The 23,493-nt window shown below is 41.5% G+C and carries 27 protein-coding genes; 2 read left to right on the top strand and 25 right to left on the bottom strand.

What is annotated here, in order from left to right:
- Positions 1 to 34: 34 nt before the first annotated feature.
- The 5 genes from EQG49_RS11280 to EQG49_RS11260 all read right to left on the bottom strand — a co-directional run bounded on the left by EQG49_RS11280 (position 35) and on the right by EQG49_RS11260 (position 4,393).
- Entirely contained in the window at positions 35 to 1,888 is a 1,854-nt protein-coding gene (locus tag EQG49_RS11280) for a ribonuclease J (RefSeq protein WP_133364066.1), read from the bottom strand.
- Between the two features lie 273 nt (positions 1,889 to 2,161).
- On the bottom strand, positions 2,162 to 3,139 hold the full coding sequence (locus EQG49_RS11275; protein ID WP_133364065.1) for a peptidoglycan recognition protein family protein: 978 nt from the start codon (positions 3,137 to 3,139) through the stop codon (positions 2,162 to 2,164).
- Positions 3,139 to 3,462, bottom strand: a complete 324-nt coding sequence (locus tag EQG49_RS11270; protein ID WP_133364064.1) for a phage holin, LLH family — start codon at positions 3,460 to 3,462, stop codon at positions 3,139 to 3,141. The genes EQG49_RS11275 and EQG49_RS11270 overlap by 1 nt, the downstream gene beginning before the upstream one ends.
- On the bottom strand, positions 3,459 to 3,758 hold the full coding sequence (locus EQG49_RS11265; protein ID WP_133364063.1) for a hypothetical protein: 300 nt from the start codon (positions 3,756 to 3,758) through the stop codon (positions 3,459 to 3,461). The genes EQG49_RS11270 and EQG49_RS11265 overlap by 4 nt, the downstream gene beginning before the upstream one ends.
- 65 nt (positions 3,759 to 3,823) lie before the next feature.
- A complete protein-coding gene (locus EQG49_RS11260) occupies positions 3,824 to 4,393 on the bottom strand; it encodes a recombinase family protein (protein WP_133364062.1) in 570 nt (189 codons plus the stop codon).
- A 98-nt stretch (positions 4,394 to 4,491) separates the two neighbouring features.
- Here EQG49_RS11260 and EQG49_RS11255 point away from each other — a divergent pair, with 98 nt between their 5' ends.
- A complete protein-coding gene (locus EQG49_RS11255) occupies positions 4,492 to 4,803 on the top strand; it encodes a hypothetical protein (protein WP_133364061.1) in 312 nt (103 codons plus the stop codon).
- Between the two features lie 35 nt (positions 4,804 to 4,838).
- On the top strand, positions 4,839 to 5,183 hold the full coding sequence (locus EQG49_RS11250; RefSeq protein ID WP_133364060.1) for a hypothetical protein: 345 nt from the start codon (positions 4,839 to 4,841) through the stop codon (positions 5,181 to 5,183).
- A 4-nt stretch (positions 5,184 to 5,187) separates the two neighbouring features.
- Here EQG49_RS11250 and EQG49_RS11245 read toward each other — a convergent pair whose 3' ends face one another.
- From EQG49_RS11245 to EQG49_RS11150, 20 genes are all read right to left on the bottom strand, one after another.
- Complete coding sequence (locus tag EQG49_RS11245; RefSeq protein ID WP_133364059.1) at positions 5,188 to 5,664, bottom strand: hypothetical protein; 477 nt, start codon at positions 5,662 to 5,664, stop codon at positions 5,188 to 5,190.
- A gap of 44 nt (positions 5,665 to 5,708) precedes the next feature.
- Positions 5,709 to 6,512: a hypothetical protein gene (locus EQG49_RS11240; RefSeq protein WP_133364058.1), complete on the bottom strand. Its 804-nt coding sequence runs from the start codon at positions 6,510 to 6,512 to the stop codon at positions 5,709 to 5,711.
- An 11-nt stretch (positions 6,513 to 6,523) separates the two neighbouring features.
- Entirely contained in the window at positions 6,524 to 7,294 is a 771-nt protein-coding gene (locus tag EQG49_RS11235; RefSeq protein ID WP_133364057.1) for a hypothetical protein, read from the bottom strand.
- Positions 7,295 to 7,309: 15 nt separating this feature from the next.
- Positions 7,310 to 8,596 (bottom strand): autotransporter outer membrane beta-barrel domain-containing protein, encoded by a 1,287-nt coding sequence (locus tag EQG49_RS11230; RefSeq protein ID WP_133364056.1) that lies wholly within the window; start codon positions 8,594 to 8,596, stop codon positions 7,310 to 7,312.
- A 13-nt stretch (positions 8,597 to 8,609) separates the two neighbouring features.
- Positions 8,610 to 10,172, bottom strand: coding sequence for a phage tail protein (locus tag EQG49_RS11225; protein WP_133364055.1), 1,563 nt, complete (start codon positions 10,170 to 10,172; stop codon positions 8,610 to 8,612).
- Positions 10,172 to 10,909 (bottom strand): hypothetical protein, encoded by a 738-nt coding sequence (locus EQG49_RS11220; RefSeq protein ID WP_133364054.1) that lies wholly within the window; start codon positions 10,907 to 10,909, stop codon positions 10,172 to 10,174. The genes EQG49_RS11225 and EQG49_RS11220 overlap by 1 nt, the downstream gene beginning before the upstream one ends.
- Complete coding sequence (locus tag EQG49_RS11215) at positions 10,893 to 14,951, bottom strand: tape measure protein (RefSeq protein WP_133364053.1); 4,059 nt, start codon at positions 14,949 to 14,951, stop codon at positions 10,893 to 10,895. The genes EQG49_RS11220 and EQG49_RS11215 overlap by 17 nt, the downstream gene beginning before the upstream one ends.
- A 15-nt stretch (positions 14,952 to 14,966) precedes the next feature.
- Positions 14,967 to 15,629 carry a Gp15 family bacteriophage protein gene (locus EQG49_RS11210; protein WP_133364052.1) on the bottom strand — a complete coding sequence of 221 codons (663 nt, stop codon included), beginning with the start codon at positions 15,627 to 15,629 and terminating at the stop codon, positions 14,967 to 14,969.
- A gap of 2 nt (positions 15,630 to 15,631) precedes the next feature.
- Positions 15,632 to 16,003 (bottom strand): DUF6673 family protein, encoded by a 372-nt coding sequence (locus tag EQG49_RS11205; RefSeq protein WP_133364051.1) that lies wholly within the window; start codon positions 16,001 to 16,003, stop codon positions 15,632 to 15,634.
- A gap of 86 nt (positions 16,004 to 16,089) precedes the next feature.
- A complete protein-coding gene (locus EQG49_RS11200; RefSeq protein ID WP_133364050.1) occupies positions 16,090 to 16,599 on the bottom strand; it encodes a phage tail tube protein in 510 nt (169 codons plus the stop codon).
- Positions 16,599 to 17,006 carry a phage tail terminator protein gene (locus EQG49_RS11195; protein ID WP_133364049.1) on the bottom strand — a complete coding sequence of 136 codons (408 nt, stop codon included), beginning with the start codon at positions 17,004 to 17,006 and terminating at the stop codon, positions 16,599 to 16,601. Before EQG49_RS11195 ends, EQG49_RS11200 begins: the two co-directional genes overlap by 1 nt.
- On the bottom strand, positions 17,007 to 17,348 hold the full coding sequence (locus EQG49_RS11190) for a minor capsid protein (protein WP_133364048.1): 342 nt from the start codon (positions 17,346 to 17,348) through the stop codon (positions 17,007 to 17,009). It abuts the gene before it with no gap.
- Positions 17,349 to 17,696, bottom strand: coding sequence for a putative minor capsid protein (locus EQG49_RS11185; protein ID WP_133364047.1), 348 nt, complete (start codon positions 17,694 to 17,696; stop codon positions 17,349 to 17,351).
- Positions 17,689 to 18,093: a head-tail connector protein gene (locus EQG49_RS11180; protein ID WP_133364046.1), complete on the bottom strand. Its 405-nt coding sequence runs from the start codon at positions 18,091 to 18,093 to the stop codon at positions 17,689 to 17,691. The genes EQG49_RS11185 and EQG49_RS11180 overlap by 8 nt, the downstream gene beginning before the upstream one ends.
- An 11-nt stretch (positions 18,094 to 18,104) precedes the next feature.
- Positions 18,105 to 18,404 carry a hypothetical protein gene (locus EQG49_RS11175; protein WP_133364045.1) on the bottom strand — a complete coding sequence of 100 codons (300 nt, stop codon included), beginning with the start codon at positions 18,402 to 18,404 and terminating at the stop codon, positions 18,105 to 18,107.
- A gap of 10 nt (positions 18,405 to 18,414) precedes the next feature.
- Positions 18,415 to 19,299: a phage capsid protein gene (locus EQG49_RS11170; RefSeq protein WP_133364044.1), complete on the bottom strand. Its 885-nt coding sequence runs from the start codon at positions 19,297 to 19,299 to the stop codon at positions 18,415 to 18,417.
- Between the two features lie 20 nt (positions 19,300 to 19,319).
- Positions 19,320 to 19,898, bottom strand: coding sequence for a phage scaffolding protein (locus tag EQG49_RS11165; protein WP_133364043.1), 579 nt, complete (start codon positions 19,896 to 19,898; stop codon positions 19,320 to 19,322).
- Between the two features lie 137 nt (positions 19,899 to 20,035).
- The gene (locus EQG49_RS11160) at positions 20,036 to 20,257 is read right to left on the bottom strand and encodes a hypothetical protein (protein ID WP_133364042.1); all 222 of its coding nucleotides are present in this window, start codon (positions 20,255 to 20,257) and stop codon (positions 20,036 to 20,038) included.
- Positions 20,254 to 21,978, bottom strand: a complete 1,725-nt coding sequence (locus tag EQG49_RS11155; protein WP_133364041.1) for a phage minor capsid protein — start codon at positions 21,976 to 21,978, stop codon at positions 20,254 to 20,256. Before EQG49_RS11155 ends, EQG49_RS11160 begins: the two co-directional genes overlap by 4 nt.
- A 14-nt stretch (positions 21,979 to 21,992) precedes the next feature.
- Positions 21,993 to 23,489, bottom strand: a complete 1,497-nt coding sequence (locus EQG49_RS11150) for a phage portal protein (protein ID WP_133364040.1) — start codon at positions 23,487 to 23,489, stop codon at positions 21,993 to 21,995.
- Positions 23,490 to 23,493: the final 4 nt, after the last annotated feature.

Genomic DNA, 23,493 nt, shown 5'->3' with positions numbered 1-23,493 from the left:
TCCTACTGACCTCCATTAATGTTATGCAAAATCACTAACCTTCTGTGGTTTCTGGTTTTACAGTTTTTTTGTTTTTATTACGGTTCTTGTTTTTGTTAGGCTTTTTCTTAGCTACTGGTTGTTCATCAGCACCTAACTCTTTCGCCAATTCTTCAACGCGTTGGGCATTTTGTTGACCCTTAGCGCCGCGTTGCTTACCACTTCGGAAACCATTTTGGTTAACTTCCATGATAACTGGCAAGATTACTGGTCGGCGCCGTGTTTGTTCAAATAAGAACCGGCTAAGATTATCACGAACAGCGGTCTTCAATGTTGACCAATCAAATTCTTTGATATTAGCTAAATTATCAAGAATTGTTTTTTCAACAATATCGCTACTTTCGCGCATTAAGTCCCGTGACGCTTTTACGTACACAAAACCACGTGAAGTAATCTTTGGTTTTGAAATAATTTTCTTCTTTTTACGATCAATTGTTACTACGGCCACAAAAACCCCATCTTCAGATAGAATCTTACGATCACGTAAAACAATATTACCAATATCCCCAACCCCAGAGCCATCAATCATCGTGTTACCGACTTCAAATGAACCTGAAAGCAACATATTGTCACCATCATAAGTAAGCTTATCGCCCTTTTGCGTGATGAAAATGTGGTCTTTGGCAATGCCGATTTCTTCAGCTAATTCAGCCGCACTGTTCAAAACACGGTATTCACCTTGAACAGGGAAGAAGAACTTAGGCTTCATAAAGTTCAGCATCAATTGTAAATCATTACGTGATGCGTGCCCTGATGAACGTAAGTCTTGTGAAATTGACTTCACATCGGCGCCAGCGCGGAACATCATGTCACGCGTACGTGCTACAAAGGCCTCCATTGCTGTTGAAGGCGTTGTTGTAATGAATACTAAGTCGCCTTCGCCGATTTTAATGTGACGATCATCGCCATTTGCCATCCGTTGCAAGTGCTTAATTGGTTCACCCATCCGACCGGTTTCAAGAATCACGGTTTCTTCAGGCGTAAGCTTCTTCATGTTTTTGAATGAAACAAATAATTCACTTTCTGGAACTGGTAATTCCAACTTGTGAATTTGTAAAGCTGTGCGTACAACTTTTTCCAAGTCATTACCTGACAGAACAATTTTACGACCAGTTTTAAATGTCGCATTGATTACTTGTTGAATTCGTTGGATATTTGAAGCCACGGCAGCGACGATAATTCGGCCTTCGTGATCTTGGAATTTATCCAAAATATACTCTTCAATCTTAGATTCGTTAACTGATTCACCATAGTTACCAGTTCCGGCAGCATCGGCCAACAGCGCAACGACACCACTTTTTCCGATTTCACCTAAACGCGCCAAATCAGTTGTGTAGCCTTCGATTGCTGTTTGATCAAACTTGAAGTCCCCAGTATAAACAACTTGTCCTTCAGGTGTTTCTAAAACAATCCCAAGTGATTGTGGAATTGAGTGAGTCGTGCTAAAGAATGATACCTTAACATCGCCGTAATCAATAACTGACTTCTCGTTAACAACATGGAAATCAGTAAAGTTCTTCGTTGCGTCTTCTGCCTTAACGGCTAACTTAGCCAAGGCTAACGTCATTTCTGAACCAAAGACTGGGGCTTGTAAATCTGCCAAAAGATATGGCAAAGCACCGATGGCATCCGCGTGACCGTGTGTTAAGAAAATCCCAGCCACTTGATCAGCGTGTTCCACTAAATATGCGTAGTCTGGAATAACTACGTCAATTCCTAATAAATCATTTTCTGGGTATTTTAACCCGGCATCAAAAATGAAGATTTCATCATTATATGATACGGCATACATGTTCTTCCCGTTTTCGCGTACCCCACCAAACGGAATGATTGATAGTTTGTTGTCCATTATTAACCTCTATGTTTTTTTGACCATCGTGAACCTCACGCAGTCTTTACTCGTTCTAAATATTCTTACCTTACAGTTTATAACAAAAGTTTGCATTTTGCTACGTTTTACTACAAAGTGTCACCTTGTTTTCACTGTTTCTTCTTATATATATCGAGTGATTAATTGTACTTGTAATTCACTCATGTCGTCATTATGTCGTCACACGAACAAAAAAAGACCTGACGCCGCCTCATGTGAGTGCGTGCCAGGTCTTTTTACTGATAACTCGTACTAGAACAATTTACCAGAATTAAGCTTCTTTTGCCATGCCAAAACAGATGTCTTGTCAAATGCTGATTTGTTTTTGAAACCAAGTTTAGAATTAAGTGCGGTTGATACTTTCTTACCCCACTGACCATCTAAGTCCTTACCCTTGAACCCAAGTTTCTTTTGCAGAGTAACTACAAAGAGTGATCCGCCATTGGAATACTTGGTGTTCATTTGATGAATCTTTGGCCAGTACTTTGCATTTGGTGCATACTGTCCAGTGATTACACCGTCTTGCGTCGTGCCTGCAATCTTTTGAGCTAACTTAATTGTAGCCACGCCACCTTCACCATCTTCTGCAATCTTCTTTGCGGGTTTTGGCTTTGAAGGTGTAACTGGCTTGTTTGGTGTCGTTGGCTTTAATGGCGCCTTACCATCAAAAATATACTTAACTAACCAGATAAAGTCAGCAATCTTATAAGTTGTGCTAAACCACTTGCTAGCTGAAGTAGTCCAGTATGCATCTGGATCCGTATGGTCTGTTTCGTGAAACATGTTAGATGTTTGGTGGTGTGTAACAATCGTCGAGTCGCTAGGCTTCAAATTGTATTTCTTCAATACGTTCGCCACAAAGTTCGCACCATTCAATAATTCTTTTGCAAAATCATCTTTTGAATGAACGCGTACTTGTTCAAATTGAATGTAACGTGAGTTCGCTGTGTACCCTGCGCCCCACGCTAAGTAATCAGTATCAGCCACGCCGATAATATTTTGGCCATCCACAAACTCGTGTACAAAAGCATCCTTGTAGTGACCTTGCATGTATGAAATTTCACCGCCAATCGTTGACGTTGGATTAGCCGTTTCATGCACAACTACACCTTCTGGGCGCCCCTTGCCATTACGATATGAGTTGTGCACTGGAATTTTACCAGTCTTGTCAGTTTCTTTGGGTGCTTTAAATCCCTTATCAATAATATATTGATTAATCTTATTAGCCATTACTTAATTCCTCCATTCATCTTGTTCACAGCCATTTCAATTGCTGCGCTAATTTGGTCTGTCGTAAATCGATTAGCCCATTTATTACGCTGTAAGCTCTCGGAAACCATGTCCATTGCAGCACTTTTCTTCGCTTCATTGGTTGTGGCTTCATTGAATTGTGAAGCGTGATACACAGCTTGATCCGCAAAGTGGTATAGCATTGATGTCCGGTCGGCCTTCTTACTGATTTTAAGACGTGACCAAACGTAAACAGCGACACCCGTTAAGATGCCGCTGTCCCATAGTGCTGATAAAATTTTTAACCAATTGTCTAAATTCATTTATTCCGCTCTTTCATAAATTCAATTTCTTTTTCATTTTGAATAATCCGTTTTTCATGATTATCCAACTCGTCAAAGATAAGTTTGTCATTGCGCCGCCGCTTCACGCTGTCCTCTTTAAAGTCAGTTTGAAGTTCGGCAAGTTGATGTCGAACATCTTTAATATCAATAGAGAGCGGGTCACTAATCTTAGATTTAAAGCGGTCAATCAATTTAGCTCCCACACCCCAGAACGACAGAATGACACCAATAACGGCGCCAATTTCTCCCCATGTGAAGCCTCCAATGTCATGCATATTTTGCCTCCTCTTGATAATTGGGCACTTCCCCCTTCGGCTTTTCAGCGTATTAAAAAAGATGGCTATTTCTGGCCACCTTCAATCTGTTTCTTAATTCTAACTAACGTACTTTTTGATATTCCAGTCTCTGTGATTACTTCTGAATAGCTGTGTGTTTTCAACAGCTCATAAGCTTCACGATACCGCTTTGTTATTTTGCGCTTCGGTCTACCTTCTTTGTAGCCTTTGCGTTGACGCGCCTTCTCTTTGCCTTCTGTCACACGTTCAAGAATCATATCACGTTCCATTTCAGCAATTGATAGCAGCGTTCGCAAGAAGAATCTGCCAACCGAACTATTCTCAATCATTCCGATATTCAACACTCGAACCATCACACCCTTATCAAGCAATGGCTCAATGATGTTAAGCGCTTCTCGTGTGTTTCTAGCCATTCTATCAAGCTTCGTGACTACTAGAATGTCATTAGCTTCTAAACGTCGTATGAGCGCTTTAAATCGTGGTCGGTTCGTAGTCTTGCCTGTAAACTTCTCACTGTAAATCTTCTTTGGGTCAACACCTGCTGCCATCAATTTATCCAACTGAACATCTAAACTTTGTCCTTTGGTGCTCACTCGTGCATATCCGTAAATCATTCTGGTACATCCTTTTTTAAGGATAATGTACCAGAAACTTAGAAGTAACCGGTAACCTGAAATTACCGAATAATGTGCTTTGGACTGGTGGCTTTCACATGGACGCCACTAAGACGATTACACCGTCTAAGAGCATATCAAATTGCCGAAATGGTTGGATATTACACTGGCAAGGATATGACGGTACGAACTTAAAGAATTCGGATCATCACTATCAATATGTGCCAAAAACACATGTCCTAAAATATTCAGGTCAAGGCATTCAATTTGATTACATGGCTGGTATCAACGCGACAACGTTTGGTATGAAATACTGTTATTTTTCTGATACCACGATTACTGGTAACGATGGTAATGCAAGTAGCGCCGCCAACAAATGGTTAGTGCTTGCTGAAGTAATTGAATACTAATCACTAACTTAGAAGTTTCAGGAACAAGCGTTAATTTGAACGATACGGGTTGGATTAATGTAACTCCCAACGCGCCATTTACTGCAGGATATTTGCAATATAAACGGCGCGGAAAAACTGTGATGTTACGAGGACAGCTTAATATCACCTCTGCACAATCAGCCGGTTGGACAGGAACGATATTTACTTTACCCGCTGGGTTTAGACCAACTATTGGCTCATATTACTCACCCCGGTTCCAAGGTTCAGATGCTAACAGTTGGTTGATGCCTATTAATACAGCCGGTGTCGTTAGCTTTGAACGCTACGGGTCAGGGTCTAACGTTGCTATTGCGGCTAATGCGTGGCTTGTTTTCACAGCTCAATTTGAACTCGATTAGGTGGCTATGCGCAGATGTATGTGACCTGCCCGTCCCAGTAGTCGTTGCTACCAGGTGTACCAGCGTTAGCGTTAACAACGATATTACCAGTTGATGAATCGACACGAACCGCTGCAAAGTTAGAACCGGTGCTAACATCAAGTAGGAATCCACGAGCCGCTACAGTTCCGTAAGGCTTAGGAATACCAGCCGGAAGCGTCCCAATCGTTGTATCACCGCTCCAAGCAGGAACTCCAGTCACATTTCCAGCAAGAGTTATCTGAACGACATTTCCAATAACTCGATACGATGCGGTTAAACCAGGTGCACTGCTATTCAACGTTATCGTGCCACTTGCAATAGGCAATTTGGTTGTTCCTAAAACTTCTAAGTTTTTGACACGCAATGACTCAGTTGCCGGGTCATATAATCCCGCAACTGAATTGATTGCATTTACTGCGTCAGCGCCATTAGCGCCAATCTGAATTGGTGTATAAGCCATATTATTTTCCTCCAATAAAAATGGCTTACTCGAATTGAGCAAGCCTAGTTAAATATGATGTCAATTGTACGTGTGCCGGCGTTATCAGCGTAATTGATGATGCGCCAGTGGTGCGTGCCTAAAAGTTGTAAGATACCATCATTGGCATCAGATGACTTGTAATTAAGTGGTAACGTAACCGTGAGATTACGCGTTCCGTCTGCGTTTAGCGACCCATAGACGACTTTAGATGTGACCGTTTCAATCGCCGAACTTTGCAACGGTAAATCGTTCTCGTCAAAGATTGATTCGCTAGTAATACCATTCGTCCAAGATGTCACCGCGACAGTCGGTTGAGCACTCCCCGTGTACGTAATTGGGATGTCATAACCGGCAGCCACATTTGCAGCAATCAATTGATACATAAATGAGACCATGTCGGTTAATGTGTTAAACGAATGACCTTCGATTGCTGTAGTATTAGCAGTAATAATTTGTGCTAGTGCTGCGCTTTCAGCTGAATTATCCGAACTTTCAGCGATGTTTTGCTGAAACTGATTCCAGATGATTTCAAAGTCTTGAAACCCACCTTCCACATATTCGATTCGGCCATCAAAAGTTTCAAGCATAGAATTAACTAAATTTTTGAACGTTGCAAATTCAGCACGGTTTGTTGAAAGCATATAGCCAGTAAGTTCAACCCAGCGCGCAAGTGACTCACGTACATCTACACCATACATTTTAGTCCGAATTTGCGAAGCGTTTTGATTCACAGCAGTTGGAATATCATCAATATCCACGTTCCATGTATCACTGATATGCGTTGGGTCTCTGTACTCGACTTGTCCTGCTAAAGTAATATCTGCCATAGTTCTCCTTTCTACGACATAATAATGTCGATTGTACGCGTTCCAGCTGGATCATTATAAGTAATAATCCGCCAGTGACTATCATCAATCCGTGTAAGTACACCATCTCCGTCAGCGGTTGGTTTGTACTGAATCGGTAAAGCTAAAGTTGCATTAAATTGTCCGGTCACGCTGTTCATTCCGCTGTATGTGACGTTTGCAGTGACGGTTTCTATCTCAGATGATTGGAACGGCGTTGTGTTTGCGTTGAATATTGTTTCCGAAGTAACCCCGTTTGTCCAAGTCGTAACAGTGAATGTCCGTTGTGATACCGAGCCACCGTAGCTGACGGCTACTTTATAACCAGTGGCTAAGTAATCTTGAAGTACTCCTGAAATTTCATTCATAGAGTCTTGCAATAATTGGTTATTAGCAATCACATCCATCATGAGCTGATTATTAATTGCTACCTGTGTATTATTCGCGATTTGCGTATCAACCACGCTGTCAACTCGCCCACTCATCGTTGCCAATTGAATAGTGAAATCATTACCTAATGAATACCAAGACGCATTAGTTGTTTCCGTGGGTGTTGGGCTAGTGATAATCGTCTGCCCTGCTTGTAATGTCATTCCACCATCGTTAATAATTAATGTGGTTGGCTGATTAACTGGCAACAAACTAGCCGCATTCGATACATCATACTTAGCAACCGCAATACCGCTGAACATATTTGCAAATGTACCAATATCAGTAAAATTTTGCGTTCCGTTTGGTAATGTGACTGATGCTGGAAAGTTCATAAGTTTGTCTCCTTTCTAATATGAAAGTGACCCACTAATTATTTGCCATGCACCAGTTCCAATTTTTAACAACTCGGCATATTGACCAACTGGTTTGAAGAAATACCGCGTTTCACCCGTGAATGTTTCAACTTTTATTTCGCCACCTTTTGCTGCAGGTGTGAACGTTGCAGTTGGAATATCAGCAAAACCAGTTTGTGTAGTCACGTCGGCAAAGTATTTGTAAGTCGCGTTGACCGTCACCGTGATTGTTGCATCACCTGAACCATCAATACTCGTCGAGCCACTAACGTCACCAGCTAAGGTAATCGTACGAGCAGTAGCCCATTTGGTGGCGGTTCCGGCGTTACCAGTAATCGTTGTTGGTGCAGCCGGCAAGTTCAACGTCACATTGGTAACAGTTGCGTGGCCACCAGCATCCGTCACGATTTTGGGCACGATGATGGCTCCACCCCATGCCAATGCACCGGCCGTATTACTTGCATAGGTTCCAGCAGTTCCATAAGTCGGGTGCGTATAAATCGTATCTGTGTCAGTGAATGTTTGTGTTGTTCCATTACCCTTTGTAAAAGTAATAACTTTACCTGTAACACTCACCGACTTAACGTAATCAGCAGATGTCGCTTCAACGTAACCTGACAAGTCGACTGAATCACCAAGCTTGTCCCAATTACCAATCACATTAGTCGTCCCACCAGACCATACATAATTATTGCCGTTATCAAGTTGGTTATACACATCACCAACTTTCAAGCTTGCAACTGCCAAAGCTAACAATGCGGCTTGATTTGATACTGTACCTTTGTAATTCATGACAGTTGTGGCTTTAGCATTAATTTCTTGTTGAACAAATGCCGTCGTAGCGATACTGGTATTATTCGTCCCAGTTGCCTGCGTGGTTGCTAAGACCGCCGTTGGTATTGTCCCGCCCAACTTTGATGCATCCAAAGCTGTCACATTCAAAGCCACTGCACCCGTACCATCAAAATTAACGCCGGCAGCAGTAGCACCGCCAGTAATTGAGAATGCACGCGCTGTCGCTAATTTTGTTGCACTAGCTGCGACTGTTGGAATATCAGTAGTGGCGGCAAACTTCGTCCAGCCATTAGCGGCAATCGTAGCGCCGTCACTAACGTAGCCTCCAGTCGGTGTAAACAATATTACGGTGTTCTTTAAACGTAGCAAGGCACCCTTACCGGTTGTTACTGGTAAGAATGCCTTGATTGTTGTTTGTGCTGCAATGTCTCCCAAATCGACAAATCCGCCGACTGGGATTGAATCTAATACGTTAGTTGTAGCCATGCAATTATCCTTTCTAAACTTCGGTTATACCGTATATGATTCGCCACCCATCAGGGACGTACTTATCCATAATAGGATAGCCCTCATCATTAGTTGCCTGCACTAACGCAGTGGTTTTACGCCACATTGTGTTAGTTCCAATCGGATTAAATGTAAGAACATCAATTCCATTCACGTGCTCAATTCGATAAAAACCCACATTACCAAGAATAGTTGGTATGTCCTCAAAGCCAGCGATGTTACGAACGGCTTGCGTATATTTTAACGCATCGTCATCCGTCCCCTCGCCAACCTGTAAACCATCAACTTTAGTGTTCAATTCATTGATTAATTGCTTATTATCCTCGGAATTTCTATTCGCTTTCGTAGCAATGGCACGTACTGAGTTAACATCAGATACTACCTTTTGCACGCCATTAGTCGCTTTTTGAATTGAGCTAGCAAGGCTTTTTGTGTACTCTTCCAAACCAATAGTTCGGTCACCAACAGTCATTGATGAACTAGCCGGTTCATTCAAATCTAATTCCATTTGGACTATCCGTTTGGTTGTCCCATCTAATCCAATCAATGGATTAAAAACAGGATAGTAATTACCATTCACATATTCATCGACATTTCGGTCAATCATTGAACGATCAATCGCTGACAGCTGTGTAGCTTCAGTAACTTCCATCCCTTTAGCCAGGTCAGCCAAACCAGCAACTTTTAAGTCGGCGGGGTCGTCAATATCGTCGTAAGTAATTACCTTAACAATCCGACCAAACACATTCACACCATCTTGATTAACAAGATAGGGACTACCACCATTTACACTGGAATCGTCGCTGATATTAACTCGTTGTGGTGGTGCGGTTGTTTCATCGCTATCGCCTTCATATTGCATTCCTAGCGGCTTGACGACTGTATAAATATTGCTAGCGTCAATTGACCGACCAACTGATAACAAATTATCAGCAAGCCGAATTGGCTGTGAACCTTGGTCACTAATCTCTTTCAGATAATCTAGATATAACCCATCTATTTCGTGTCGAACTCGAAGTTCACCGCCAATTTTTTGAATTAGCATTTGGTCGATATTATCAAAACTATCAGCATCTTCGGCAGTCCACCTTTCAACTTCATCGGTTAAATCAACTTGGCCAAGATGTAATTGTTTCCACTCGTCAACGGATTGATTATGGGTTGCTATGAGTTGTGTTAAAAACTGTCTTGGTGTACTTACACCCAAATCAATTAGTAACTGTGTAGAATCGTGTAAGACAGCTTCGAGCGATTCAACTTGAACATCTAACGTGACACCATCAGCACCAAAACTCGGATTAGACTGCAACACACGTCCTTCAAAAACAGTTCGTATCGAACCGTCCTTGCCATAGCGAATCACCTTGATGAAACTAGTCAGATAATTAATATCATCATAGCCCGGTTGGCCGTAGTTGACAGAAAATGTCATACCGTCAATTGCCTTTACGTCCATTTGAATTTTAGGATTAATCAACTTAGGCACACCAACGAAACGTGAATGGATTATTTGTTCTTGACCATCGAAGCCGTTGCGTAATGTAACCTCATACATTAAATCACCTCTCGATAATAATCTACTTTGACGTGGCCATGACCACTGAACTGGAAGTAATTGATACCTGGCTGCAGTCCAATATCCCACGAATGATACGTTCCAACCGACAAAGCGATACTCTTATCATTGAACGTCAATGTAACGGAACCATCAACAACGACAATATCCGGTATCAAAACTGATTGTCCTGTATTCAAATAAATAAGTTGTGCAGTACCATTCACAATAAAGTCGCTAATATGCGCGATGTCGTTATCAAAATCAAATGTGTCCCACACATCAGAAGTATCAGAATAGCGGTGCACTCGGAATGGATAACAAGTCCATTCAATCGTAAGTGTCCCGTATAAATCGAATTCCTCCAATGTTGGGGCCGTTTGAACCTCAGCAAGAAAATAGTAATCTGGGTCTTCGTCAAGAATTAGTGGTGTTTGTGAGTTCGATGATTCAACCCAGTTAACGACATCATTGGCCACACGTCGTTGGCCAATCCGAGTGAGATTAGCACGATCGCGAATCATAAACACTTTCTTAATTTGCCGTTGTTCATAGGTTTGAACATTCGCATAAATCAAGCTTAAATCGATTGGACTATTAGCATACGGAACCGAAATAATTGATTTTGATTTTTCGGGGAAACCAATTTCGCCACCGGTAAGCATATCCACACCCAATTCAGTTGAATGTTTACCGTTGAACCACAATCCCATTTTAAATCTAGATGTTATTGCCAATTGCTATCCCCCTTCCCGCCAGGCCGTTACGATTTGCATTTGCTACCGATTGATATGGTGCCAATGCTTTACCAACACTTGAACCATCAATCGTGGTGTTCTTGTCAGCAATTGCCTTCAAGTACGATAGTGCCTCTTGACCGGCCGTATTAGTTTGCGACTGGTGTGTGACGTTGTTGTAATAGTTATTTACGTTACTTGATGCATTCAACTTCCCACTAATCCCCAGTGCTTTTTCAACGCTAGTATTATCAAACAAGCCTTGAATTTTTGGATTAACCTTGATGTTTCCAACTGGATTAATCACAGCTTCTGCCATCTTTTGTGATGCACGTTGCACTGTACGAATCTGGTCAGAAATACCATTAGTTAACCCGGCACCAACGAATCCACCTAATTGAGCCATGACACGACTTGGTGAGTGAATTTTGAGTTTTAACCGAATTGCTTTTTCAATACTCTTGGCCAAATTGGTAGCCGTGCTTGTTAGTTCACCCATTTTTTTCTTGTCTTTCAATCCATTGATGATACCTTGAATTGAATTATTCCCAAGAATGTTACCAGACTTTTTAAAGTTAGCAATATTCTTGAACTTATCACCAATCGCTGCCAAATCACTATTCAAAGTTGCTTGTGCATCAGAAAGTGCTTTTGAAGCCGCATCTTGCAAACTCTGAATTTTTGTATTCAAAGTATTTTTATCCGGAATAATCTCAATGTCAGCTTCGCTATTAGCTAAGTTGTGCTTCTGATTCCAAAGAGCAACGTACTGTTGTAGCTCTTTATCGCTCATCTGAGTCATTGCTTTAATTTCAGCAGATGAACCAACACCCATCGCACGAAGCTCATCCGTCAATGCTGCCGGAACCTTCTTAGCAATCTTTGCAACGTTGGCTTGCCATTGTGTCATTTGATTTACTTGATCATTTAAATTCTTTGCTAACGTTGACTTAGAAACTGCTTTTTTAGCCACCGCATCAAATAATCCAACTTGCGAGTAAATACTATTTTTTAAGTCATTTAACTTAGAATTATATTCATCATTTGCCGCTTGAATATCTATTGGCAACTGGTCATTAATTTTTTTAACGGTAGTTACGTACTTCTTAGATGCCGCCGCAGTTGCATCTTGCGCTTTGGTAACTTGGCTTTTTATTGAACCTTGGACTGTAGCAATTTTCTTGTTAAGGCTTTCATACGTTGCACCGGTAGCTTTACTACTCTTTTTAATTTTCTTCAATTGATCTAAGTAAGAATAATCATTCGTATAGCCTTTGCCAGCTTTGCGTTTATTACCAGCCTTATTCATTTGGTTATAGGTTTTTCGGTTAGCACCTGCTGCCTTCTTATTAACTTTCGCAATTGATTCATTAATGCGCTTAGTAGTCGCTTTCGTAGAAGTACCGTACTTTTTCAAGTCCTTAAGTTCTTGTACATAATCACCCGGACTAATCTTACCGGCTTTGTATTTTGACATCGCCCGTTTCATAGCCTTAGTTGTGCCAGTTGCTAACTTGGCAGCTTCTTTTTTGGATGCTTTTGAACCATCAGCAATACCAACGGCCAACCCTTCAGCAGTAAAGCGTCCAAGTTTCTTCGTGACACGAGATGGCGAGTGAATACCTAGCAACTTGCGAATATTAGCAGGAATCTGTCCAACTAATCGTGAAATCGCACTTGTAACACTACCCCAAGCAGCACGCAATCCACCCGCAATACCTTGAACAATCCGATGACCAATATCGCTCATCTTACCAACGACACTTTCAAATGCGCTTGTAATACCGCTGGTAATCGTAGTAACTGCTCCTTTGATTGCGCCCCATGCTGAAGAAATAATACCGGACAATGACTGCCAGATACTGGTGAAAATACTTTTAACGCGATTAAGCCCTGACTGAACAACCGACTTAACAGTATTAATACCACTAGTAACTGCTCCTTTGATTGCATTCCATGCTGAAGTAACTGGTCTTTTTAGAGCATTCCATGCGGCCGTAAAGAAACTACGAATAACATTCATAACTCGTGTAATAACTGCTCGTACAGAGTTGATATACGTAGTAACTACTGACCGAATAACATTCCACACAGCTTGTGCCACAGACTTAACCGCATTCCAACCAGCTTTCCATCCGGCCGAGATAACACGTACTGCGGCACTAATAACTTTACCAATGGCGGCTAATATTGGTGCTAAAAAGCCAGCTATTGCATTAAACACCGTCACGACAACATTCTTAATGATATTGAATTGTAAGAACCAAATACCAAGAATAATTGCTAGTGCGCCTCGAACAATCGCGACGATTACGTTGAATACAGTCGTGAACACAGCTGTTATTCCGTTCCAGACGGCCGTTGCAACTTGAGTAACACCAGACCATACAGCTGTCCAAAATGCTACAAAACCCGTCACGATTGCTTTAATTGCAATGAACACACCTAGAACTACCGTTTTGATTACATTAAAAATGATGGTCACAACGGACTTAATGATATTAAATTCTATTGTCCAGAACGTAATGAGAGCAGTGATTGCCGGTTTAAGGAAATTAAATACAGCCATTGCGGCAGTTTTAATCACATTCCAAACGGTTACAGCCACCTGTTGGATTGCATTCCATGCGGTGATAAAGAAATTACGGAACCCTTCGTTAGTTTTCCAAAGGTAAATGAATCCCGCTACTAAGGCTGCAACCGCTGCGATAATCAAACCTATTGGGTTCGCAGCTAACAACATCATTGCTACTCTAACCGCCATGATTGCAGTTTTTACCGCATTAAAAATAGCGATTACTTTTTGGACGGCCATAAATGCAATAACACCCGCACCTACCGCAGTAATAACTGGCTGCAAGATTGGTACAAGTGTTTTGAGTACATTCGCAACAGTTTGAATTATCCCAACAATTACACTCATTGTGCTTGAACTAGTAATAAAATTGGCTACTGCAACAGCTACGCCTGCAATAATCATCACGATTGGTTTAACAACTGCAACCAATGATTGAAAGATTGAGATAACACTTGGAATTGCCGCTTGAATTGCCCCAAATACGACCGATACGCGAGCTTTTACGGTATCAAATACCCCAGCCATCTGTTTTCCTGTCGGTAAAAAAGATTGAACGGAAGAAACAATACCTTGGACAAACGTCACAACCTTTGGCATGACACCAGCAATCGCTTTTCCCACACCATCAATCATCGGAATCATTGCATTAAGCGCTTGAGCCATTGGCTTAGACAACGGCTGGATAACGTTAGCAAGACCACGCACAATTGCCGTCTTGATGTTTTGCATTGAAGTTCCAATACCAGCAGTTGAGTCTTTGGCAATTTTTGAAAGTGACTTCATACCGCCACCACCGTTTTTGTCGAGGTTAATCAAACTATCTTGGAATTTTTCAACACTAATCTTTCCAGACGACAAACCAGCTTTCATCTCGCCAGTAGTCATGCCCATTGTTTTAGCTAGCGCATTTAGACTCGGACCCATGCCGGCATTAATCATACTGTTCCAAGTTTGACCGTCAACTTTCCCATTCGAGAATGCTTGCGATAACTGCGTGACAGCTTCATTAACTTGTTCCGTTGAGCCACCAAATCCAAGGATCGAATCATTCAGTGATTTATAAATATCAGCTGACTTTCCGGCTTTACCAGTCGAAGCGGCTAACAATTGTGTTGCTGATACAGCTTCATTCATTGGCGTTGGCAATCCTTGAATAGCTCCCTGAAGTTTATTCATTACGCCATCAGTTTGTTTTGCGCTGAATCCCATATTTTGGAACGCACGATTAGCATTATTCAATGTGTCAACACGCTGAATTGCCCCACCGATTGAGTTTGTGAGCACACCAACTGCCTTGGTGGCTAAACCAATCACTGCCCCACCAGCAATCATGCCTTTAAAGCTAAGTCCCTTGTCTGCTTTCTGACCAGCAACGGTTGCATTAGCCCCAAGTTCCTTAAGCTTTCCTTGAAACTCACTTAACTGTTTACTATCAACAGTTACATCTAATTTAACTTGTGCCATTTAGTCTCCTTTCTATCAAAGGTATGGTTCATCATCTTCTGGTGGTTCAAATAGTTCAGGATGTTCTTCCATGTAAATATCACGTTCCTCTGGCGTCATCCGAGCGAATTCAGCCTCTGCCTGCGTAACGTGTAACCGGTAAACGACTTGTAAATCTTGCATTTGTTGTTTTTCTTCTTTGGTGACACCCTTGTACGGCTTCCATTGACGAATCTGTAGGACTTGACGGAACTTTGTATCATCTGGAAGCCCAGCTAGCAAAGCTCTAAACTTGTACCAATGCAGTTTTTTAAACTGATCGTGCAAATCCATTCCGTAAGCTTGCAAAAAGGACGCAAAGATATACTCGGCGTCTTCAGTCAAACTATATTGTTCTGCATCTTCCTTACCACCTCCGCCGTTTCGTAACGCATCTGGGTCAATAATCGGCTTATTGTCATTGATGTATTCATCCATCAAGTATTGATATAGTCCCACTTGAAAATCTTGGCCACGTTCCTCGTAGTCGTCTCCAACTAACAATTGCAGTGACACAATCAACTTCAAATAGGCATCCATATCTTCACGAGTTTGGGTTTCAAACATGAGAATAACATTGTCAAAACTCATGTCCACCTTGCCACTCACACCCTCATACTCGAATGAATCATCCAGAGAATGCGAAAGGCTAAATAACATAATTACTTAGCCTTCTTCGCGTCGATAACAGTTTGAGCTTGCTTCTTAGTTTCTTCCAACTTGATAGCATTAAATTCTTCTTCAATCGCATTCGTGACGTTTTCAAAAGTTTGAACCAACGCAAAGACATCCTTTTGGTTGGCGTAAACCTTATCAAATGTACCTTCGCCGACGATAGAATCAAATGATAACTTCAAACCATCTAACGCAATTGCAATTTGATCTTCACGGTCGGTATCAATCTTCTTAACTTCTTCTTGGTACTTGTCGATAGTATCTAAGATGGTAGTTGCCATTTGCACACTAAATTTTTCACCATACAAAGTAAATTCAAATAGTCGTACCTTTGCACCAAGTTCTTTAAGTTGAGTCATGTTATAAATCCTCCGAATATATTTATTATGTGGAAACGACGATGCCGAGAATCGAACTCGGCCACACACCAGTTATCGCCACCAGTTTAACCAGCTGGAACTGGTTCTTCTGTCTTGGTTGGTGCAGTAGCAAATTGGTCAGCGTTCCGAAGCGTACCGTCAGTTTTGAAATCTGCTGGTGTGCCATCAAATGTGATAGTTGCTTTAAGCGCTGCACGATCGTTCGCGTCACCACCAAACGGCGTGATTTTAGATACTGATGCAGGGCCTTCCATTTGGTCGCCATTGGGTTCAATAACAACCAAGTAGCCTGTTTTATCGGCAGCCGTCATCATGTCACGAATCAACTCTTGTGCTTCATTACCGTACTTACGGTTACCTTCAAAGTTGAAAGGATATGAGGCGCCTGATGAGATTGATTCTGTACCACCGTTATCATCGTAGTAAGCAACTGAGTCTGAATCTTCATCGAAGTCAGTTTCAGCAGTTTGAATACCACCTGCGATGCGGAACAATGTAGCTTTTGTTCGACCAAAGTAGTATTTAGTCTTGTGGTTTTGGGCATAGCCCGCAAAAATAGTTGGTGTATCTGGCATTAAATTTCTCCTTGTATATAAATGTTTGCTTTGGCTTGAAACATGTACCCGTAGTAGCCGTGTTGGTCTAATCCTTGAATAGATGATTGTGGGTCAACCAGTAACACTTGTTCACCGCGCCACCAAGAAGCATCTTCACTAGTTAAATCAGCTGCGTTGAGTGAACCTAAAGATTGGCTAATCAAGTTTGAAGTGCCTTGAACCAGAGCTTGGTCTTTGTCTTTGATAACAATTTGAAACGGCAATGAAATAAATTCTTCGCCATCCATAGTTGCTTCAAGGATTGTTGACCCCGTAATTGGGTAAATAAAAACACCTGACTTTTCGTTTTGATACCCAATGAGTACTGGCAACGTTAAGTTAGGTGTTCCATTAATCTTGTCATATAGACGATCAATAAAATCCATTTAGAAATCCAATCCTTTCATGAATACTTGCCCCCACTGCTCTTGATACTGTTGTGTTGCAGGCTCGTCCCAGTGCGATGTTGTCCCAGCAGTCGTCCACGCACTTGCTTCGTCCATGTCATAAACAAAACTAGCGTATTGAGCACTCCAAATAATTGAGGACCCATCAGGCGCAACATGGCCACTATCGCGTAAATCGCCGAATCGTAATGGAACAAAGCGATTGGTATCTAGCAAGATTTGGTTGGCCATTAAAAATGAAGCTTTCCGGACTTGTTGCGGTGATGATTTATTGATTAACTCCTTTAAATCCCGCACATCAATTTTCATATTGAATGACATCTAAATCACATCCAATTCATAAGACCATGCACTAGCAGTAAATAGTCCACTAAGTGGTGTTACTTGCTTAATGATGTAGTCGTGTCCTTGTTCGTCGGTAACAATACCGTCTTTGAATGTTTCATCCATCAGACCGAAGTTTGATGTGTATCTCGCGTACAAAAAGACAACACCGTTCGAGAACAACTCTTTGCCATCCCCTGAACCCGTGAATTGCTGTGACTTGTCAAAACGAACTTTTACAAACTGGATAGCAGTATCATAAATTGGTTTCTGATATTTATCTTCGCCAATCTTTTTCTTAATCAGTACATTGTGCACTAACATTCGTGGATCAATATCAACCATAGTTAATACCTCGATATGTCAGTCCTGTACCAGCTAAGGCATTCAATGCGTCAATTGACACATAGTTATACTGACTATCTGCGCCACTTCCTGAGCGTCCACCAATCGTGACAGACGTTCTACCAATCGACTGGCCAGTAATACCTGACCGTTCGTTAGCTTCTTCAGCGGTTTGTATACCAGTTTTGGCGATGTATTCCATCTGTAAAGCAACGGCTAATTTGAATTTATCACGTCTGAAATCTACCTCATCAGAATCTAAATCATGAAACTGATAATAGTTACGCGTCGCAACATCAAGTGCCATCGAAGCCCTAGTGAGTGCACCAGTGTAACTATCTTCATCGATGTCTGTTAATCCATAATCCTTGTACTCCTCAAACGTTAGGTAGTCCATGTGGCCACCTCCTATTCTTCGGTGTCAGGTTCTTTCTTAGCGCGAGGCTTGCGCGCTGACTTAGCTGGTTCTGGTTCTGGTTCTGGTTCTGGTTCTGGTTCTGGTTCTGGTTCTGGTTCTGGTTCTGGTTCTGGTTCTGGTTCTGGTTCTTCGATTAGCTTAATCAATGGACCTTTAAAATTAGTGTGCGTATCACCTAAAAGTTCGGCGATTCGTTCATCAGAATTATCACCTGTATACTCATTACCAACATAATAAGCATGTTTGCCATCTAAGCGATCAGTAAATGATTGTACTACTTCATACTTCATGAGCTACCTCCTAGCCTTCTGCTGGTCCTTCTGCTGCAACAGTAACCTTAGTCACTGCAACCTTGTTATCGTCAAGAATAAATTGTCCACCCTTTGATGTAGCTTGCAATTCGACACCGTCGAAGTTAGTTGCTTCAATTGTCCGAGCTGTTTCAATCCCAACAAACGGAATTGCAATCATATCAGGTGCAAACAAAGCAATTACACCATCAGGGAAATTGGCTTCAGCAACTTCAATAAGTGAGAATCCCTTATACTGTTTAACTCCGTTGTCGTCTAATGAAACCGTTGAACCCTTTGCAGAAGTATTAGCAGCGTAATCAACAACAGCAGTATACAAGTCAGATGTTACATATGCAGTAACTGGCGCAGTAACTTCCTTATTGATGTAGTATTTGTGCAGTTCATTGAACAATACTGCAACATCGCCAGCGTATTCGGCAGCATTACCGGCATTTGTAGCTAAGAATGCACCGTTACGCTTATTCATTGCACGCACTTGCGCTTGTGATTGCAAATTCAAACGATCTGCAACAGCTGCGTTCAAGTCATTATTGACTGTGTGACGGTCAAGACCTTCGTGAATCGCCAATTCGTATGAATAATTAGCATCCGTATCAGCGTAGATGACTTCTGTCATATCGCCGAAACGTGAAGATTTTGCTGTGCCAGTTCCGAATGCGGTATTTGTGTCCTTGCTATAAGTTCCTACGACAACTGGCGTTGCATTTGTTTTAACTGAGAATGCTTTTGAATTAAATTGAATACCGTCTTTTGTTTGCAGTGGTGAAAATGCTCCACCAAATGCTGCTTGAACACCAAACACGGTAGACAAGATTTGTGAATACTGCGGAATGTATTGGCGAACTGGAAGATTGTTATTTGCTGTAGGCATGTGTTAATTCCTCTTTTCTATTATTGATATGACGCTACAATAGCTGCGAATGGGTCAACTTCTCCTGAATCCCCATCCCCAGCTGGATTACCCGGATGAACAATTGATGGCTTACCCGGTTGTTCGGGACTAACTTCAGCAGTTGCAAACATGAAACTAGTATCTTCGGCAGTCTTGATTGCTTCAAGTTGTTCATTCAAGCCTTCAATCTTACCGTCCTTATCGAACTTGATATTGTCCATGTCTAACAACGCTTTAGCAGCCTTTACGTTCTTTGCACCCGCTTTCGTTAGTGCTAGCTCTGTTTCATAACCGAGCTTCGTTTGTGTGAGTGCTTCTTGGCCATTATCTTGGGCAGTCTTCAAATCATCTTGCAATTTGTCGAGTTGGGCTTGGAGTTCCTTTGAGTTGCCACCGTTCTTTTGTGCGTCAGCAAGGTTCTTAGTTACTTCATCAACTTGTGTTTGTAAGTTGTCACGTTCTTGCGTGGCCGTTGTAAGTTGTCCGCGAAAGTCATTGATATCCTTACCGTTCTCGTCCATTACAAAGTCAATTTGTTCGTCTGTTAAGCCTTTGGTCTTAAGTTCATCACGTTTCATATTCTTCTCCTACGCACTTTTACGTCTGCCGACATGGATTTGTGTATGAAAAAAGCACAGAACTTATTACGCGCCCTGTGCAATGGCGCCAGTATTTTTTGTACTAAAAAAGCACTCACAATATAAAGCGTAAGTGCTCAGTTGATATACAAGTCATCGCCTCTTAATGTTTTATCAAGCTGAATAGACCCTAATAAATCACCTTTATCTGAAGTAGTAACACCATTAGCAACGACCTTATAAGTATTCCCTAAATTATCGCGTAATTCAGAACCCACATTAATTACATCTACGTTAATGTCATACCACAAAATACTACCCTTACCAGGCAAATCTAATACTGAATTTGTATATATCATCGTTCGGTAAGTTTCCTTTCGTGGTATTTAATCATTGCTTTAGTTTGCATTATCTCATCATCTGTTAATTCGTATATATCTGCATGTTTTAATAGCAAATTTTTAACTAGTATTTCTTCTGCATCTGTACCTAATTCGTCATCTAGAATACCATAATGCTCTGGGTTTTTCCACACTAAGAAATGGAACCGTTCTTCGTAAACAGTTGCACGCGAAGGATTTTGTGAAAACATAATAATATCATTTAACGTTAACCCCAACGCGCCTTGTCTCTTAAGGTGATTCTCAACTTGTTTGGTGCCGATTATCACAGTTGCACCATCACGGCGTAAATCTGCAACTACTTTATTAAGCTTATCTGTAGGCATTGGTACATTTTTAATGTTTGGAACAGTTGCCCGTAACATTAACCCATTTTTGGATATTGGCGATTGTAATACTTTAATTACTTGCCTAGCTTTAAGTAATGCTTGACTATACGATTTCTCATGCAAATTAAGTGCAGTTTGTTTCCATAACGGCACCTTAGCAGATTCTCTCAACTTAGGTGGTGCAAAATACTTCTCACGTTGATAATCACGATGTAAGAACGAATGATTTCCAACCAAGTTCCGTAGCTTTCCTTGATTATTTCTTACACTCAAACTGTATTTCTGAATCGCTTCAATATCACCTTGCTTCGTGGCCACATTGAGCAATTCTTTAGACTTGCGCACGTTGCGTTCTAAGCTTCTTTGCTTAGCTTGTAACTTACCATTAGCAGTTGCGACTTCTGGTGTCACACCGTCCATTTCTGGCCCCAATTCTGGTACTCCATTAACTTCGGGAAGGAACGGCGTAAGAATGTGGTGGCAATTAATTCCTCGGCATCCCCAAGGCTCTCCATAGCCATAATCATAAATGCTTGGATAGCCTTGATATTCATCCGGCGCTTCATCTTTTGGAACAACAAGGACAACACTACCTTGTATTGTTGCTTCAGCAGGCCGACTCGCCGGATGCGCATTCAAGTATGCCGTAACAATTCCAAACTCACTCATACGTTGTGTTCGCATTTCGTTGTAAACACGGTACGTGGTGGATTGAATGACTGTACGAGCATAATTTTGAAACGACCACCGACGACCAGCACGATCAACAAAATTTGAAGCCAATCCCTTTTGTGTCCATTTCTGAATCACATCATTGATTGCCTTATCTTTCGTCGTCACGCCAGACACAACCTGTGCAACCGATGTTTCAATCATTGACTGATACGCTTTCATTGCTTGATTGTCGCCGAAATGCGTTGTTATCAATGTTTGATTGACAAGATTATCCATCGAGATAAATGTCTGATTAACATACTGGTTAAGAATATTATCAATATCTCCAGACGGTACATGCGTCTTTCGCAAATTAGTTTCTATTTCTTGGCCAGCTTCGTTATAAACTGTGTGGCCAATATCTTGAATAAACTCTGTGAGCCGTTCTTGGCCGATGCTAGCATATCTGGCAGCAATCTCTATATTCTCTTTGTTGATGATATGAAGCTCTGACATCTTTTCCAATTGCCAGTAAAAAGCACTATCTGGCGTGAGGTCATTAACCCCAACACGTTTCAAGTGCTTCATAAAGTTATTGAATATCTGCTGTTGCAATCCTGTATAGATAGCTTCAATCTTGGCTGATTGCTCACTGATTGCTTGCGGAGTTGTCTTTGGCACATACTTCTTTGCCATTCGTCATTCCTCCGTTAATCATCAGCAATTGGTTGCTCAGTTGGATCTACATCAACAGCTACATCTTCACTAGTGTCGTCAATCTCTGCTAGTGTTTTTTGTGCTGTTTTCTCATCAACACCTTGCACCGCCATAATAGCTTGTTTTCGGCTTGCTAATCCCGCAGCAACTAACTTGCTCCAGTAATCGGCTTGTGCTGCCTTATCCGTGAATACACCGTCATCAAAATTGACCGTTATATCTTCAAGACTTGGAATATCACCAATATATAAACCAAATGCCGCTGCTTGCTCCATGGCCGAAACAATAAGCTCTTGAATAGCCCGTTCAATGTTCGTGAGTTGGCTGTTACGAGTCTGATAAGTCATTGAGTTTTCAGACACAACCTCAGTCGCAGTCTTAACACCCTGACCATCAAATGTGAACGTTCCACTCGATAACCCTAATTGCATTTCAAGCGTCTTCATCTTCTGATTGATAGTATCAATGTAAGCCTGCGACCTAATTTCACTTGTTAAGTCCTTCATGTCAGCGTCATTATTCATGCCGCTTTCGACCATGAGATACACGTTTTGATTGCTATCAAAAATTTGTCGTGGTTGCGTGTCCCCTTGTAACATAACCTGCGTCATGCTTTCAGGTACAGCAACACGTCGTTGCCCCATTTTGATTTCCCAATTAAATTGGTCAGTAGCATCATTTATTGAACGCAACGTTGGAATTGCATTATCAAAGATAGATAACCCCAAAGGACTATTAATATCCTTGTTGTTGAAATGTGCCGGCTTTAAGTATACAAACTGCGGGCGTGACAAATCTGCGAACGTCGTTACTGGTTGTAAGTCCTCGTATAACGTCTTAAGACTAACTTTGATGCCAACTTCATCAGCACGCTCAGATTGATATAGTTCATTCGTAATCGTGTAATCTTGGCCACTCCACTCATGAAATTCTAGTAACGTGTAGTAGATTATTTTGCTGCCTTCCGTTTGACGGGTAACAGTTGCAATTGCAGCTTCATGAACATCTGCCGTATTGGACCTTAATGGATAAAATACCGGTGCTTGAATCCAACTAATCTTCAATGCCCCAGTTGCTTGGTCAAAGTATGGCCGCATTGCTAATCCACCAAGAGCCAAACCACTTTCAAGATAACGACCAAAGTTCTTATTAAAATCGTTATCCTTCATGAACATTTGTGCATATTCATTAGCTTCCTTGTCGGCAATCTCGAACGTCATTTCTTCGTTAAACAAGATTGAGGCCAATCGGTGTGCTGAAACTTCTGCCATGTTGAGTGTCGTGTAATCGCGTTCTTTCGTAACGCCATAGGTATTTTTAAACTTAACCTTTGGGAACGTCCCGCGATAATAGCGCAATGCCGTAGCAATACGTTCATACTCCAATTGATTTGCACCAATTTTCGGGTGGTCAGTAATTTTACTTAATCGTTCTACAACTCCCACGTTTGCACCTGCCTTTCTAAAAAAGTTTCTTAATCTTTCAAACATATTG

It is taken from the genome of Periweissella cryptocerci, from assembly GCF_004358325.1.
In the GTDB taxonomy this organism is placed as follows: domain Bacteria; phylum Bacillota; class Bacilli; order Lactobacillales; family Lactobacillaceae; genus Periweissella; species Periweissella cryptocerci.
Note: the sequence above shows the minus strand (reverse complement) of the source record. Positions and strands in the feature narration are given on the sequence as shown.